This window comes from Myxococcus sp. XM-1-1-1 (assembly GCF_020037095.1).
GTDB classification, from domain to species: Bacteria; Myxococcota; Myxococcia; order Myxococcales; family Myxococcaceae; genus Myxococcus; species Myxococcus fulvus.
The window spans coordinates 329,315-345,142 of the sequence record NZ_JAIQDH010000002.1 but is presented as its reverse complement, the minus strand read 5'-3'; the positions used below and the strand labels follow the sequence as shown (position 1 = coordinate 345,142).

Below are 15,828 nucleotides of genomic sequence, written 5' to 3'. Positions count from 1 at the left end.
GTTATGGGGCGACGCCACCATGGACTCCGCTGTCGCCTCCGGCCCCGTGAAGCCCGCGAGCCGTCTGAAGGTCGCCCTCGCCTACTGCACCTGCTTCCTGCTCTGGGGCTCCACCTGGTCCGTGGTGAAGGTGGGCCTGGAGGACCTGCCCCCCTTGCGCTTCCTCGGCACGCGCATGCTGGTGGCGGGGCTCGTCCTGCTGCCCTTCGCCCGCGCCGCGGGACAGGTGGATCTGCGCACCGGCGGACGCATCGCCGCGCTGGGCCTGCTCCAGCTCGCGGCGCCCTTCACCCTGCTCTTCTTCGCGCAGCAGTGGATTCCGTCCAGCTGGGCCGCGCTGCTGTTCTCCACCTTCCCCGTGTGGCTGCTGTTCGTCGGCCGCCTCCTCCTGCCGGACCAACCCCTCACCCCCGGCAAGCTCCTGGCCGCGGGCCTGGGCGTGGCGGGCGTGGTGCTGCTCCAGTCCTCCGACATCCAGGGGATGGCGCTGTCCGGCAAGATGCTGCTGGGCGTGGGGATGACGCTCTTCTCCGTGGTCCTCATCGCCGTGGCCAACGTGCTCGTCCGTCGCCACATGGCGCACGTGCCTCCGCGCGTGCTCGTCTTCGGACAGGCGCTCAGCAGCGCCGCGCCCCTGCTCGCGCTCTCGTTCCTGCTGGAGTCGAACGCCGCCGTGACGTGGACGCCGCGCGCCGTGGGAGCGGTGCTCTACCTGGCCATCTTCGGCACCGCGTTCACCTACCTGTGCCTCTACTGGCTCCTGCCGCGCATCTCCCTCACCGCGCTGGGTATCATGGCGCTGCTCGACACGCTGGTGGCGGTGGTGCTGGGCGTCGCGTTCCTCGGCGAGCCGCTCACGCTGTCGCTCGTCGTGGGCGGCTCGCTCATCCTCGGGAGCGCGGCCCTGGCCAACGCGCTGCCCCAGCAGTCCCCGCCCCGGCCCGACGAACAGGCCCGGGGCTGAGGGCACTCGCTCACCGCGACGCGTTCAACGCGCGGTGCTCCTGAATCCACGCGCGCGCCTCGTCGAGCGTGTCCACGTAGCGCACGTCCAGCGGACGTCCACCGGTGAGCATGGAGCCCACCATCAGGCTCTTGGTGGTGGCCTTCTGCTCCAGCGCCGCGCCCACGTAGACGATGCCCAGGAACCAGTCCGCCTTCGCGTGCTCCACCAGGTAGCGGCGCGACTCCGGGCTCAGCTGCGAGTCGGCGATGTCCGCCGCCAGGTAGAAGCGCCCCTCGGCGGACAGCGACTGGTACAGGCCACAGGACCAGCGCGACGTGTCCTCGGTGATGGCGCCCCGGAAGCGCGCCCACAGGATGTCCGGCGCTTCCAACCACGCACGCTGCGCGCCGTGGCTCCACTCCTGCTCCCAATCCCTTGCCATGCGACTCCCGCGAAGAGGCCGGGCCCAGGATAGGACCGACGGCCTCCGCTTCCCACTGGCCCGCCGCTAGAAGCGCAGCGGCAGCGAGAACGCCGTCCCGTTCTGCGTGCCCGTCCGGAAGCTGCGCGGCGCGCCGATGACCAGCGTGGGCGGCGTAGTCTGGTTACCCGGCGTCAGCGCGACATCCTGACCAATCTGGCTTCGCTCGGAGCCATCCCCGGCGACGAGGAGGAAGGGCGACAGCGCGCCCTGCATGCCGGGGCCGCCCGCGTAGATGAACACGGCGCCGCCGCCATCCGAGGCCTCGGAGGCGCCCGGCGCGCCCACGACGAGGTCCGGCACCTTGTCGCCCGACAGGTCCACGTTGCCCGCCAGCGACGTGCCGAAGCCCACCGCGCGCGACTTGTGCACCAGGACGATGGGGCTGAGCCCGTCACCGAAGAGGCCCACCACGCCCGAGGCCACGTGCTCGGGCTTGGCCATCTCCGCCCGGAGCGTGGCGATGTCGACGAGCAGCACCACCGGCTGGGTGGTGCCGTTGAAGGGCACGGACGTGGCGCTGATGGCCAGGAAGTCGCGCGCGTCTCCACCACCGCCCGCGTTGCCCAGGACCTTGCCCGCGCGAGCGATGGCGAGCCCCAGGCCCTGGTTGTTGAGCTGCACCTCGCTGTCCGCGGCGATGCGCCACACCGTGGCCGTGGTGCGCGAGCACTTCGCGCCGTAGCCCAGGAGGATGGCCACGCCCGAGCGGGCGCCCTCCGCGTAGCGCCACGCCAGGTCGTCACACGTGTCGCCGTCGATGTCGCCCAGCGACGTGAGCGCGCTGGTCTGCAGCGCCATGGAGGGCCAGGTGTAGACGGGGTCGCAGACCATGGTGAGCTTGCTCAGCCCGGCGTCGTCCGGCGCGCGGCCCAGGAACACCTCCATGCCGCGGTCTCGCAGCACGCCCACGTCCTCGAACCCGTCGTTGTTGAAGTCGAAGCCGCCCACCAGCCCACGCCCCAGCGCCGAGCGCTTGCACTTCGCGTCCGTCTCCGGCGTGCAGCCGGCAATCTGCAGCGGCGCCCACATGCGGTACGCGGGCTTGTAGCTGCCGTCCGCCTGCCCGAGCGACACCAGCACGCCGCCCACGGACTGGCTGCCCGTGGTGAGGCACTCGGCGCGCGTCGTGTGGTACTGCGCCGCGTGCTCCGCGCTGGTGCTCGCCGGGACGATGAGGCCCGTGGCGCCCACCACCAGGTCCGGGCGGCCATCCTTGTTGAAGTCGGTGAAGGCCACGTCCGCGCCCACCGAGCGGCCCGCCGTATGCGGGGACGGCGCGCCCTCCGCGGCCACCGTCGCATCCCCCGTACGCGCCACCGGACGCACGTACGCGCGGCCGATGGAGAGCGCGTCACCGTCTCCGTTGGCGCCCGCGCCGGACCAGCCCGGCGCGCCCAGGAGCGCCAGCGCGCCCGAGGCGCCCGTCGTCACCGCCACCTGCTCGCCCACGCGCTCCACGCTGGGCCGCGCGGGGACATAGGAATGCGTGCGCGCCCACTCCGTCAGCGACGCGCCACCCCGGCGGAACAGCTCCACGCGGCCAGTGTACGCGCCCGCCTCCGACGACGCGCGTCCTGCGAAGGCCGCCAGCGAGTCCCCCTCCGGCAGCTTCCACACCGCCAGGCCCGCGCCCAGCGTGTCGGACCGGGCCGTGCCGTTGAGCGACAGCAGCGGCTTGTTGATGACCGCGCCCTTCGTCAGCGTGGCCAGCGGGTACGCCAGCACCTTGCCGCCGAAGCGCAGCGCGGTGGCGCCCGTGCCGGGCTGTGCGTAGGGGGCGCCCAGGAGCAGCTCCGGCCCCGGCACGCCGTCCACGTCGAGCACCGCGAAGCTGCGCCCCGCGACGATGCCGCCCGACTCGCCGTAGATGCGCGCGAAGGCCTCCTCGCGCTTCACCTGCGGCGGCGTGGCCGCGGGGTCACCCGTGGGCGCGTGGGTGCTCAGGTCGAACAGCAGTGCGCCACCCGCGTCGCTGGCCGCGCGGTTGCCGCCGCTGGCGCTCAGGTCCGGCGAGTCCGCGCGGTCCGCCACCGCCATCAGCAGCGGCGGGCGCGTGTCATCACCGGGGATGGCGCCCAGCCGCCACGTGCCCTCGTTCGAGTCCGCGAGGTTGGCGGGCAGCACGTACACGTCCGGGGTCGCCCGGAAGCGGATGCCCTCCGAGCGCGCGAAGAAGACGGAGATGGCCACCTGCGTGCCGGAGACCGCGCCCTCCGCGTTGTAGCGAGACACCTTGCTCAGCGCGGCGAGGTCCAGCCGCCCGTCCTTGTTGAAGTCCGCCGTCACCAGCGCGCGGCCCATGTCCGAGCCCGTGCGCGCCATGGGCGCTCCGTCCTTCGTCAGGTCCGAGCCCCCCAGGCGAATCGAGGGCAGGTCCGGCACCGGGGCGCTCGCCGAGGAGAGGTAGATGTCCACGGTGCCACGCGCGCGGATGGCGCTGGTGGGCGCCAGGTCTCCGACGGGCGAGCCCACCACCAGGTCCACCTTGCCGTCCCCATCCATGTCCGCCACGGCCATGCCCGCGCCGAAGGCCGCGTCGCGCAGCAGCCCCGCCAGTTGCAGGCGCAGCGGCGCCGGGGCTCCGCCCTTGAAGGTGTAGAGGTACACCGCGCCCGCGTTGCTCACCGCCACGTCCGCGCCCGGCGAGGACACCACCAGCTCCGCGCGCCCGTCGCCGTCCAAATCACCCGCGGCCAGCGCGTCACCGAACTGCGCCGTGTCCGTGTCGCCCGTCAGCACCCACAAGGGCTGCGGGTCCAACCCGCCGTTGCCGCCCTTGTAGATGAAGACGGCGCCGCCGGTGGGCCGGCCCAGGTCACTCTCACGCTGGCCCACGGCGAGGTCCAGCACGCCGTCGCCGTCGAAGTCCGCCGTCACCATCGTGGCCGCGTCGGTGAGCCGTCCGTGCGCCAGGCCCGGCCGCGTCAGCTCGTCCAGCACCACCACCGTGACGGACGCCTTGTCACCGGTGAACGGGTCGGAGGCCTCCAGCAGCGCCGCGCCCGTGTCGCCCGAGAGGAAGCCGATGCGCCCGGCCGCGAGCGTCCCCGGCCCGGACACCTTGCTCCACACCACCCTGTCACTGCCGCCCCGCGTGAACAGCGGCACGGACGAGCCCGAGGGCACCGCCAGGTACGCGGGCGCGCCGGCCAGCCGCGCCGTCCTGCTCACGGTGTACTGCAGCTCCACCTCGTCGCCCGTCTGCGAGTCGCGCACGGAGACCAGGTCCAGGCCCTCGTTCGCGCCCGCGGTGTAGCGGCCCTCCGGCGTCAGCGTGGCGCCAGAGCGGTTCTGCTTCAGGCTGTAGGTGGCCGTGCCCAGCAGGCCCTGCGTCGCCACCTGGAAGGACACGCCCGGGCGCACGTCCGCGCGCCCGGGCGCGATGTCGAACGCGGCGATGACGTCCACCGTGGCGCGCGCGTCACCGGGACAGCGCGCGTCCTCCACCACCAGCGTGTCGCTGCCCGGCGTGTGCCCCGCGATGAAGCGGTTGCCGCGCAGCTCACCCGACGAGCCTCCGTCCTGCAGCGTGTAGCGGTACTGGCCGCTGCCGCCGGTGGCCACCAGCGCCACGGGGGCCCCCACGCGCACCCGCGAGGGCTCGGCGCGGAGGCTCACGGGCGACAGCCCCGTGCACCGGTCCACCTCCGGAGGCGGCTCGTTCTCACGTGCGGGGTCCAGGTCGTCGGAGCAGGCCGTCACGAGGAGCGCGAGCAGGGGAGCCGCGCGAGGAAATCGAATCATGGGGGTGCCTCGGGGGTAAGGCGGGACGACTAGGGCTTCGCGCCGGACGCGGCCCAGCGCTGGATGAGGGAGATGAGCTGCGGGTCCAGCGGCCCGTCGGCGGGCATGCGCTGGTCTCTCACCGCGGCGGTGATCAGCGCCGCGTTCTCCTTCCACAGCTCGTACGTGTTGAGCGCCCGGCCGGGGCCGGTGATGTGGCACTTCTCGCAGCGCGACACGTGGATGGGCTGGATGTCCGTCGCCCAGCTCAGCACCGCGGTGCTCACCGGCTGGTAGTCGAAGGGCACCAGCCGCTTCGCCTCGGTGCCATCCAGGAAGCGCGCCACCACGCCCAGGGCCAGACGGCCGGCGGGCAGGCCCGCGAACGAGTACGCCTTGGGCGTGCCGTCGTCCTCGGTGCCCCCCAGGCTGTACACGGGGCCCTCGCCCTGCGCGCGGAACTCCGCGCCGCCGAGCTGGAAGACGACCTCCTCCGGGTCCACGCCCGCGGGCATCACCGCGCGCACCACCAGGCCGTCCTCCACCACCTGCATGCCCTGGTGCAGCCCCGTCACGCGCGGCGCGGGGGACCTGCTCACCGCCACCGTCTCGCCGCCCAGCTGCACCCACGCGCAGCCGCTCTCGTCCGCGGACAGGAAGCGGAACTCGCGCGTGTCGATGCCCTGCGCCAGGCCCCACTCGTTCGCGTCCGCGTCGTACAGCAGCAGCGCGTCGCTCGACTTCACCCACAAGAAGCGCCCCGACGCGAGCAGCTGCGCGGGCCGCTGCGGCAGCGTCACCCGACGCCAGCCCTCCTTCGGGCGGCGCAGGAGGCCCTGGCTGGTGAGCAGCCACAGCTCACCGGCCGTGCCCAGCCCCGGCCCCAGGCCGGCGAGCGACTGCACCTCTTCACCCTCTGCCAGCGGCGCGCCCTCCTCGCGCACGTCGAAGTGCACCAGGCTGGTGGCCACGGCGACGTACAGCTTGCCGCCGCGCAGGAACCACACGCCCGCCGAGCCCTCCGCCGTCGGCGCCGCCGCCAGCGCGGTGATGCCGGTGAGCGCCTCACCCTTCACCTTCAGGGCGGACAGCGTGCCGTCGCGCAGCTGGAACAGACCCGTCGGATGCGCCAGCCACACCGCGCCGTCGGCGGCCTGCGTCGTCGCGCTGATGCCCAGCCCCAGCGCGTCACGCCACGGCGGGGAGATGAGCCAGCCGGACTCGGCGAGGAACAGGCCGTTCTGCGCCTCGACGAGCGCGCTGTGCGGCCCCATCCGGAACACGGCGTTCACCGTGCCCGGCTGGGCGCTGTTGCCCGGGTGGGGCTCCAGCGCGCCGAGCGAGCCGTCCAGCCGCAGGCGCACCACCTTGCCGCTGGTGTTGGCGAAGATGCCGCCACCGGACTGGTCCGCGAAGCCCGGGGCGGACGCCAACGCCGTCTTCGCCCGGACCTCGGTGGGCCGGAACGAGACGGGCCGGGGCCTGTCCAGCGGGAGTGAGTCCTCGCCGCACGCGGCGACGAGGACGGCGGCGCAGAGAGGGAGGAGGCGAAGGAGGCCGGGGGCGGAGGACCGCCCCTGGGCCAGGTCCCGGGGGGCTCGGGGATGGGTGCGCATGCGGCTTTCAGGCGAGGATGGGACGGAGGGGCTCCACACGGGTGATGCTGTAGTCCAGGCCCGCCGAGGCCAGCACCGTGGCGATGACGTGCTCGGGCAGGATGTTCTCGCCGTTGGGGTTGGCGGCGCCGGTGCGCAAGTCGAACGTGCCCGGGGCCATGCCGATGTCGCCGCTCTTGCCGAAGACGTAGTTGTGCTTCACGCCGGCGCCCATGACCATGCACGAGTTCGAGATGTGGTGGTCGCGGCCGCCGGAGCTGTTGATGAGCGGCGTGCGGGAGAACTCGGAGAACACCATGATGGTGGTGTGGTCCATGAACGTCCCGCCCGAGGGGTGCTGGGACGCGCGCAGGTCATCCACCAGGCTGGCCAGCGCGTCGAAGCCGCGGCGCTGGTTGCTCGCGTGGGTGAGCTGGGTGCCGAAGTGCGTGTCCAGGCCGCCGGTGAGGTTGATGGTGACGCACTGGGCGATGCCCTTCTTGAGCGCGGTGCCCACCATGGCGGCGCGGCCCGCCTCGTTGTCGTAGCGGCCGCTCTGGTCCAGGCCGTAGCGCTGGCGCACCGCGGCCATGTCGTCGTTGTTCAGCTCGAAGCGGAACGACGACTCCAGCTGCTGCGTCATCACCTGCTGCATCTGGTCGCGGCTGTTCTGGTACGTGGTGCCCACGCCGCGCGCGCCGTAGGCGGCCTGCTCGCAGTTGATGGGCTGGCCCCGGAAGTCCACCAGCTGCTTCTCGATTTCGCTGTCCAGCAGCTGCGAGCTGGGCTTGAGCGTGAGCAGCAGGTCGTCCTTGCGGCTGACGCGCAGCGCGTTGGCGTAGCCGGGGTAGCGGTCGTTGTACGACTCCACGTTGAACGCGATGTTGGAGATGGGCACGCGGGGCTTCATCTGCCCCACGATTTCCGTCGCGGTGGAGGAGCCGCGCGCCGCGCTGCCGATGGGCATCTTCCCGGTGAGGAAGTAGCGGTAGCCCACCTCGTGGCCCAGCGTGTTCATGTTGATGCCGCGCACCACCGTCATCAAATCGTAGTGGTCCGCCAGCCGCCCCACCGCCGGCCCGAAGTCGATGTTCGAGCGGCCCTTGCCGGCGATGTCCGGGCGCAGGGGGATGGAGGAGAAGCGCGAGTCGTTGATGAGGTTGTAGCCGGGGAGGATGCGCGTCTCCGCGGCGCGGTCCGCGGTGAACTCCTCCGGGTCCTTCGGGTCGAAGGCGAGCAGCTGGTCCCAGCCGCCGTTGAAGTACACGAAGACGAAGCAGCGGTCCGCCGGGGCCAGCGCGGCGGCCTGGGCGAAGGAGCGGAAGGGCAGTCCGCCCAGCAGGGTGGAGCCCATGAAGCCGGCGGCGGCCTTGAGGAAGGTGCGGCGCTCGGGACGGTGGTTCTCGTCGAGGCGATTCTTCTTCATCGAAGTCACTCCGCGCTTCAGTAGGTGATGAACCGCGTGTCGGTCAGCATGGCGATGCACATCACCGCCAGCACGTCCGAGCGCCGCTTGGCCGTCTCCGCCCGGGCCGCGGCCTGGGTGAAGAACGTGGCCCACTTGTCCAGCTCCTCGCCCTCCAGGGGCGCGCCCCAGAAGCGCAGGGAGTTGTAGACGAGGAACTCACGCACCTGGGCGTCCGTCAGCTTGCGCAAATCCCCCCAGACGTCGGGCAGCGTGCGCGACAGCGTGCGCTTGGAGGCGTCCGCCAGCTTCAGCTCGTCGTTCGCCTGGCCGATGCACACGAAGCGCGCGCCGTCCTCCAGGAACTTGGCGAACACCAGGTTGGGCTCGGTGTTCTCGCTGTTGACGAGCGCGTAGTCGGCGCGGCCCAGCGACGAGGCGCGCGCGTCGATGCCGTCTCCGCCGTTCACCCAGCGGCGGCCCACGGCCTCCAGGATGGCGGCGTCCAGCTGGGCGACGGTGAGCCGGCGCGGGGCGCGGCCCACGCTGCCGCCCTGGGCCTCCGGGTCCGGCAGCGGGTCGAAGTCCCCGGGCTGGTGGGGGTTGGCGATGGGCTCGAGCGTCCCGTCCTCGGTGGGACCGGACTTCTCGTCGGGGGACTTGGTGCAGCCCGCGCTCAGCGCGAGCAGCGCGGCGGTCAGGAGCCAGCGGCGCATCAGTCGATCCTCCGGTAGGCGTCGGTCGTCACCACGCGCTCGATGAGCGCCTTGAAGCGGTGGCCATTCTTCGCGAACTCGCTGGCCAGCGGCGCCAGGTACATCCGCTGCTCCTCCGCCGACATCGGCCGGCCCAGGAACTCGTTCCACACGCGCTTCACCGTGCAGCGCTCCAGCTCACCCGACTGGAACATCCGCTCCACCAGCAGGCGCGGGCCCGCCTCGATGTTCTGCTCCTCGTCCGCGGTGCGGTACAGGTACGTCTTGAGCATGCCCAGGCTGCTGGCGCCATCGCCGTCGTAGGCCTGCATCACGTACTGCGAGCACTCGCCGCCGCAGTTGGTGTCGCCGGCGATGGCGCAGTCGCGGCACTTCGGGTCCAGCCGCGGGAACTGGTCCGGGGAGAGGAACTGCGCGGTGCGCTCGCCGTAGCGGCCCCAGTGGGCGCCGGTGGGCTCGATGGTGGCGTGGCAGTAGTTGCAGCCGCAGCGCTTGGCCAGGTTGTTCTCGCGGTTGCACGCGTCCTCGGGCGCCGGCAGGTTGCCGTCCGAGGCGGGCACGAAGGTCTTGCAGAGGAAGGCCTCGTAGAACTCCGACACGCGGGCGCGGTGCGTGGGGAAGCGGTACAGGAACGCGGGCGTCGTCAGGATGCCGGAGTGCGACGCATCGCGCGTGTAGGGCTGCCACGTGGCCGAGTCCGTGTAGGCGACGGCGGGGATGGCCTCCAGCGGCGCGGGCGCGGTGACGTTGAACACGCCCACGCCCTGGCGCTGGCGGTACAGCTCCGACATGGGGCCGTTCACGAACGAGCGGCGGGTGGTGAGGATGTTGTAGTAGGGCTCGTCGTTGCGGATGACCGAGTCGGCGATGCGCAGCGGCTCCTCGTTGAAGGCGGCCACGCGCGAGTCGTAGACGTTGCGCACGTACAGGGGGTCCGTCGTGTTGCCGATGGCCGGCACCTCGCAGCGGCGCATGCCCACGCCGCACCCGCAGCTGCGGTCATTGGCGAAGCGGGCCGCCTCGCAGGACTCGCGCGTCCAGGGGTTCTCCACGCGCTCCTGCGCCTCGATGGCGCACACCTTCACCGTCGCGGGCGCGCCCTCCGGGGCCCAGTAGCCGGCGGGCCGGTTCACGAAGCCCTCGCGCTGGATGCAGCCACGCACCGGGGCGTACGCGCCCTTGATGTTGTTGTTGAGGTTCAGGTCCAGCGTGCAGCGCTTGAGCGTCGTCAGGCTGGGCTTGGAGTCGGGGTTCGGGTGGTCGAAGGAGATGACGTAGCCGTTGGCGTCCTTCGTCTCCACCGTCAGCGCGGAGGTGGTGTTCTTGGCCGGGTCCGGCAGGCAGAGGAACGGCTTGATGCCCGTGCCGGAGCCGCGGTTGTCACAGAAGTAGCGGTACTTCGCCCAGGTGTTGCTGGAGGGCGAGGCCGTCAGCTGCGAGCAGTCCGTCACCGCGTTGGTGGTCGCGGCCGCCAGGTCCGTGCAGCGGTAGAAGTTGGTGTCGTAGTCGAAGCTGACCGGCATGGGCACGCCCATGGCGTCATTGCAGGAGGTGCGCGTCGCGGCCGTCAGCGGGGCGGCGTGCGGGTCCTGCGTCTGGGTCAGACACGCGCTCTGCTCGATGTCGGAGTTGCACGACTGCCCGTTCACACCGCGCAGCGCCGTGGACGGGTTGTTCGCGAAGCCGAAGGCGGTGGTGGTGCCGTTGCCGCCCAGGCGCGAGTTGCCGTTGTTGTTGACGCTGCCGCTGATGTTCGAGCGGATCAACGCGCGGTGGAAGTTGCGGATGCGAGTGTAGAAGCCCTCGCTGTCCATCATCTTCCGGATGTCCTCCTGCGTGACGGCGCCCTTCTCCTGCACGGCCTTGTACTCGTCCCAGGTGGGAGGCCGGCCGAGCAGGTCGAGCGTCAGTTGCCGCAGGTGTCTTTCGGGGCGGACCTTCGCGACGGGCGCGCAGACGGCGGCCTCGTCGGCGGAGGCTGGCAGGGCCAGGAACAAGGCGGCGCCGGCCAGGATGGCAAGGCAACGCTCGCGGAGCACGGGGAACCTCCGTGGAGGGGGAGTCGGGGGCGACTGTCTCCTAGTATGCAAGAATTACAGATAAGAGATCCAGTCGACCTAGCAGATTCCTTCATCCCACAAGGTGGCACAAACCTGTGACAGACGCGGGTGCCGGTTGAATCTCTCGACGGGGCGCGAGACATAGGGCGCATGTCGAACGTCAGCTCCGCTCCGCTTCCGCCCCGGGTGAGTGACCGGGCCTTCTATGTCTTCACCGGTGTCGTGTCCGTGGCGGCCCTGGCGTTCATCGGCTGGATTCTGATGGGCCGACGCGGGGCCACGGTGGAGGGCGTGGATCTGCGCTTCCTGCCAGCGGTCAACGCGAGCCTCAACGCGACGGCGGCGGCGCTGCTCATCGCCGGGTGGGTGGCCATCAAGCAGGGCGCGCGGCGGGTGCACCAGTACCTCATGGTGTCGGCCTTCGCGGCGTCCGCGCTGTTCCTGGTGTGCTACCTCGCGTACCACTACGTGCACGGCGACACGCGCTACGTGGGCGACTTCCGCGGGCTGTACCTGTGCATCCTGGCCAGCCACGTGCTCCTGTCCATGGGCGTGGTGCCGATGGCGCTCGCGGCCTTCTACTTCGTGTGGCGCAAGGACTTCACGCGGCACCGCAAGGTGACGCGGTGGCTGGCGCCCATCTGGGTGTACGTGTCGGTGACGGGCGTGGTGGTGTTCTTCATGCTGCGCGGCAGCGTGCCGTCCATGCCCTGAGGCACGGTCAGCCCAGGGCACGCCGGAGCCAGCGCTCGAAGGCGTCGAAGGTGTCCTGGGCGCCCCTCACCACGCGGTCCCCGAAGTCCAGCTCCGACGTGTTGTCGGCCGCGCGCGCGAGCACCTCCGTGAAGCCGCGCCACTTCGGGCCCACGTCGTCGCCGTAGGCTCGGAAGAAGACGAAGTCGCCCGCCTGGGTCCCCTCGAAGTGGCGGCGCAGGTGACGCAGGATGAGCTGGCCGCCGAGCGTGGCCCCCTCCAGCACGTAGCAGCCCCCGAGCGCCTCGGGCAGCGAGCGGAGCGGCGGCGGCTCGGGACAGCGGGGCAGCCGCGCGAGCGACGCCGCGTCATGGCCGAGCGCGCGCAGGTCCGCCTCCAGCCACGGCAGCTTCAGGCGCTCGCGCAGGTGCAGCGCGGGCAGCTCTTCCGCGAGCACCTCGTGAAGGCGCGCCTCCACCGGCTGGTGGAAGCCGTACAGCGCCTCCAGGTGACGGCGGTAGCCATCGAGCGTCAGCCCCGGCTCCAGGAGGCGCACCGCGGACTCGGCGCGCTCGTGATGGGGGCGGGTCTCCGTCTTCAGTCGCTGCGGCAGGGACACTGCGGGGAAGATGCCGTCACGGACGCGCCGAAGGAACGACGAAATCCACGGCGTGGGCCCGCCCGCCCGGGCAGCGGCCGGGGGCGCCTGTCAGGAACACGTGGGGACGGGCGACCTGGGCGCCATGCGAATCCAGACGCTTCATCCGACGCCGTGTCAAAGCTGGCCTTATCAATCCGCCGCGCCCCGGGGAGGCTCCGAGACGGTGTTCTTCCCGCTGCTGCGGGGCACCGTGGACGTGCTGCCCGAGGACGTCTCGGCGCTGCTCGTGCTCTCCGACCTCCAGGGCGTCGCGCCCCATGCGCTGCACGACGGCGCGGTGGCGCTGCTCGGCGAGGTGCTCGCCGACGAGCTGGCGCTCCTGGGGGAGCTGGGCGAGCTGCCGCATCCGAGCGCCATCGGCGTGGTGCTGGCCGGTGACCTCTTCTCCGAGCCGGGCGCGAACGTGCGCGGAGCCTCCGGCGACGTGCGCTCGGTGTGGCTCGCCTTCGCGTCCCACTTCCGCTGGGTGGTGGGCGTGGCCGGCAACCACGACACCTTCGGCGGCGCGCGGGAGCAGACGCGCTTCCAGCAGCGCCCCGGCGTCAGCCTGCTCGACGGGGAGGTGGTGGAGCTCGACGGGCTGAAGGTGGGCGGCGTGGGCGGCATCATCGGACACCCGGGCAAGCCGGGCCGCCGCGAGGAGTCCCAGTTCCTGGGCCATCTCGTCGACGTGCTGCGCACCGGGCCGGACGTCCTGGTGCTGCATCAGGGGCCGGACGTCGAGGGCACGCGACTGCGCGGCAGCCCCGTCATCCGCGAGGCCGTGGAGAGGGCCCCGGGCTCGCTGGTCATCTGTGGCCACGCCCACTGGGACGAGCCGCTCGCCACGCTGCCGAGCGGCACGCAGGTCCTCAACGTGGACAGCCGCGCGGTGCTGCTGGAGCGCGCGGCGGCGAAGAGCTGAGGCCCCTTCCGCCGCCGTCTCATGCCCTCAGCGGCAGAAGCCGTCGGAGCGACAGGTCGCCGGAGCCGCGCAGCTGAGCCCCGTCCCGAGGCAGCTCGGCTGACACGCGCCGATGCCGGTGCCGTCGCTGTAGCAGCGGTACTGCGAGCGGCAGTCACCCTGCCCCGTGCCAATCTCCCGCGAGCAGCTGTCCAGGCAGCTCTTCAGGCCCGTCACCGAGCTCACGACGTAGCACTTCGAGCCCGCGGGGCACGCCGTCGAGTTGCACTGGAGCGTGCAGTAGCCGCCGGGGAAGTTCGTGTTGCAGAGGCCCTCGCCGCACTCCGAGTCGAGCGAGCACGGCGCGCCCACCTGGAGCGACGGGTCATCGTCGATGGGCGCCAGCGGGAGCAGCGCGAAGTCGATGTTGCGCGTCGTCGAGCGGGCCGTCACGTCGATGGCCTCCAACGAGTCGACGTTGCGCCAGAAGCCGGTGAGCTCCCCGTCCTCGAAGAGGTTGCCGTCGTCGTCCTCGTCGATGGTCGCCAGCGTGTAGTACGTCCGGGGCACCAGCGAGATGGAGTACGCGTAGCCCCGCGCGGCCGAGACGCCGGTGAGCGAGTCGCGGTCCGTCTCCCACTCGCCGGTCAGGTCGTCCTGCCAGAGGAACGCGATGATGGCGTCGCGGCCCGCGGCGGCGCCCACCGCGATTTTCAGCGCCACCGTGGCCGAGCCCGCTCCGCCCGAGCCCACCAGGTTCAGCGTGGCCAGGTAGTCCCCATCCGCCAGCCCCGCCGTGTTCACCGCCACGTCGAACGACGTCGAGCCGAACGCCGGCACCGTCTTCGTGGTGCCTCCGGGGAACGACACCGTCGCGCGGGCCGCGCCGTCCACGGAGGCCGTCACCACCAGCTCGCCGCCCTGACGCCCGCCGATGTTGCTCAGGGTGAGGTGCTGCGTCTCCGTCCCCTGGAAGAACAGCGTGGAGGTGGACACGCTCAGCTTCGGAGGCACGGTGCCCGGGTCCGTGTTGGCGACCTGTCGGAGCGCCGCCTGCGCGTTGACCAGGCCCGCGCCGCAACCTCCCGGACACTGCGAGCCGGCGACGGGCGTGGCGGTGCTCTTCAGGATGCTCTCCGCCTGTCCGGGCGAGAGCGTCCCGCCCGAGTGCGCGTGCAGCAGCGCCACGATGCCCGCCACGTGCGGCGACGCCATGCTGGTGCCCTGCGAGAAGGAGTACGCGGGCTGACGGTTGTCATCCAGCACGGTGGAGAGCACCCCGTCCGCGTAGCCGTCGCCATTGAGGTCCTCGACCATCTCTCCGCCCGCGGCCACCACGTCCACGCCCGAGCCGTAGTTGGAGTAGCTGCTGCGACGGCCGGACAGGCCCGTGGCGCCCACGCAGATGACCTGCTGCTGGTTGCAGGGCGTGCTGTCGGCGGCGGCCATGTTCTCGTTGCCCGCGGCCACGACGATGGTGGCGCCCCGCGCGACGGCGGCGTCGATGGCGTCCTGGTAGAGCCGCTGCGGTGGCGCGGTGCCACCCAGGCTCATGTTCACCACCTTCGCGGCCACCGCGGGCGACTGGGAGATGCCGGGCACCGCGCCCCCCGTGGCCCAGGTGATGGCCGCCGCGATGTCGAAGCTGCTGCCTCCCTGCCGGCCCAGCACGCGCACCGGGAGGATGCGCGCGTTCCAGGCCACACCCGCCACGCCGAAGCCGTTGTTCGTCATCGCGGCCACCGTGCCCGCCACATGCGAGCCGTGCCACGACGAGCCCCCGGACGGCATGTCGCCGCCCTCGTCCTGGGGGTTGGCGTCACGCCCGTTGCCATCCCCCGCGTTGGCCGGGTCCGAAATCATGTCGTAGCCAGGCACCACGTGGCCGTCGAGGTCGGGGTGCGCGACGATGCCGGTGTCGATGACCGCCACCACCACGCCCGTGGCGTCCGACTCCACGTCCCACGCCGCCGGCAGATTGAGCGCGGCGTAGTGCCACTGGAGGCTGTAGCCCTTGTCGTTCGGCACCGCGAGCTTGTGCATCCGCAGGTTGCGGTCCGTGAAGCGCACCCCGGGCAGCGCGGCGAGCCGCGACACCAGCTCCCGCGTCTCGTCCGCCGTCACCCCGTGGCCATCCTCGGCCTCGAAGCCCACCAGGTGCAGGTGCTCGCTGGCGTGCCCCTTGTGCACGGCGCGATAGCCGGGGACCTTCGCGGCGGCGAGCACGCGCTCGGGGGAGACGGAGGACTCCTCGAAGCGCACGACGACGTCACCGGGGATGGTCGGGTCCTCATCCGGGACGCGCGAGAGCGGCGGCGGCCCCAGCGGCGCGGGGATGATGGGCAGCTCAGGGTCCGTCTGCTCCAGCGCGGCGCGGCGCGAGGACTGCGCCCGGGCTTCGCGAATCTGCTCCGCCAGCCGGTTCGCCACCGACCTGCCGAAGGGCAGCTTCAGCTCGCGCGAGACGCCGCCCTCCGTGGACTGCTCGTTGCTGCGAAAGGGCGTCAACGTCCCCGTGACGGTGCCCTTGTTGGGGTCCGTGCCACCGTCGGCACCTCCGCCCCCCTTGCTCTCGTCACACCCACTGACGGACAGCAGCAGCCACAACCCCACGAGCCATGCACGACGCATTCAGGATGCCCCCTCACCGCGGACAGAAGGG

11 protein-coding genes are annotated in these 15,828 nt (G+C 71.8%); 3 read left to right on the top strand and 8 right to left on the bottom strand.

Annotation, left to right across the window (positions count from 1 at the left end; genetic code table 11):
- Positions 1-19 precede the first annotated feature (19 nt).
- On the top strand, positions 20-964 hold the full coding sequence (locus K8640_RS05450) for a DMT family transporter (RefSeq protein WP_223746098.1): 945 nt from the start codon (positions 20-22) through the stop codon (positions 962-964).
- A 10-nt stretch (positions 965-974) separates the two neighbouring features.
- On the opposite strand, the gene K8640_RS05445 is transcribed toward K8640_RS05450, so the two are convergent.
- From K8640_RS05445 to K8640_RS05420, 6 genes are all read right to left on the bottom strand, one after another.
- Positions 975-1,388 (bottom strand): hypothetical protein, encoded by a 414-nt coding sequence (locus tag K8640_RS05445; protein WP_046711169.1) that lies wholly within the window; start codon positions 1,386-1,388, stop codon positions 975-977.
- Positions 1,389-1,454: 66 nt separating this feature from the next.
- Entirely contained in the window at positions 1,455-5,174 is a 3,720-nt protein-coding gene (locus K8640_RS05440; RefSeq protein ID WP_223746097.1) for a VCBS repeat-containing protein, read from the bottom strand.
- Between the two features lie 29 nt (positions 5,175-5,203).
- Positions 5,204-6,769, bottom strand: coding sequence for a hypothetical protein (locus K8640_RS05435; RefSeq protein WP_223746096.1), 1,566 nt, complete (start codon positions 6,767-6,769; stop codon positions 5,204-5,206).
- Positions 6,770-6,776: 7 nt separating this feature from the next.
- Positions 6,777-8,174 (bottom strand): DUF1501 domain-containing protein, encoded by a 1,398-nt coding sequence (locus K8640_RS05430; RefSeq protein WP_223746095.1) that lies wholly within the window; start codon positions 8,172-8,174, stop codon positions 6,777-6,779.
- Between the two features lie 17 nt (positions 8,175-8,191).
- Complete coding sequence (locus tag K8640_RS05425; RefSeq protein ID WP_141323349.1) at positions 8,192-8,869, bottom strand: hypothetical protein; 678 nt, start codon at positions 8,867-8,869, stop codon at positions 8,192-8,194.
- Positions 8,869-10,908 carry a DUF1585 domain-containing protein gene (locus tag K8640_RS05420; RefSeq protein ID WP_223746094.1) on the bottom strand — a complete coding sequence of 680 codons (2,040 nt, stop codon included), beginning with the start codon at positions 10,906-10,908 and terminating at the stop codon, positions 8,869-8,871. Before K8640_RS05420 ends, K8640_RS05425 begins: the two co-directional genes overlap by 1 nt.
- Positions 10,909-11,079: 171 nt before the next feature.
- Between K8640_RS05420 and K8640_RS05415 the strand changes: the two genes are divergently transcribed.
- On the top strand, positions 11,080-11,643 hold the full coding sequence (locus tag K8640_RS05415; RefSeq protein ID WP_074949357.1) for a DUF420 domain-containing protein: 564 nt from the start codon (positions 11,080-11,082) through the stop codon (positions 11,641-11,643).
- Positions 11,644-11,650: 7 nt separating this feature from the next.
- Here the strand turns inward: K8640_RS05415 and K8640_RS05410 are convergent, their stop codons facing one another.
- Entirely contained in the window at positions 11,651-12,241 is a 591-nt protein-coding gene (locus tag K8640_RS05410) for a biliverdin-producing heme oxygenase (RefSeq protein ID WP_223746093.1), read from the bottom strand.
- Positions 12,242-12,446: 205 nt separating this feature from the next.
- Between K8640_RS05410 and K8640_RS05405 the strand changes: the two genes are divergently transcribed.
- Positions 12,447-13,187, top strand: coding sequence for a metallophosphoesterase (locus K8640_RS05405; protein WP_223746092.1), 741 nt, complete (start codon positions 12,447-12,449; stop codon positions 13,185-13,187).
- A 27-nt stretch (positions 13,188-13,214) separates the two neighbouring features.
- Here K8640_RS05405 and K8640_RS05400 read toward each other — a convergent pair whose 3' ends face one another.
- Positions 13,215-15,797, bottom strand: a complete 2,583-nt coding sequence (locus tag K8640_RS05400; RefSeq protein ID WP_223746091.1) for a S8 family peptidase — start codon at positions 15,795-15,797, stop codon at positions 13,215-13,217.
- Positions 15,798-15,828 lie beyond the last annotated feature (31 nt).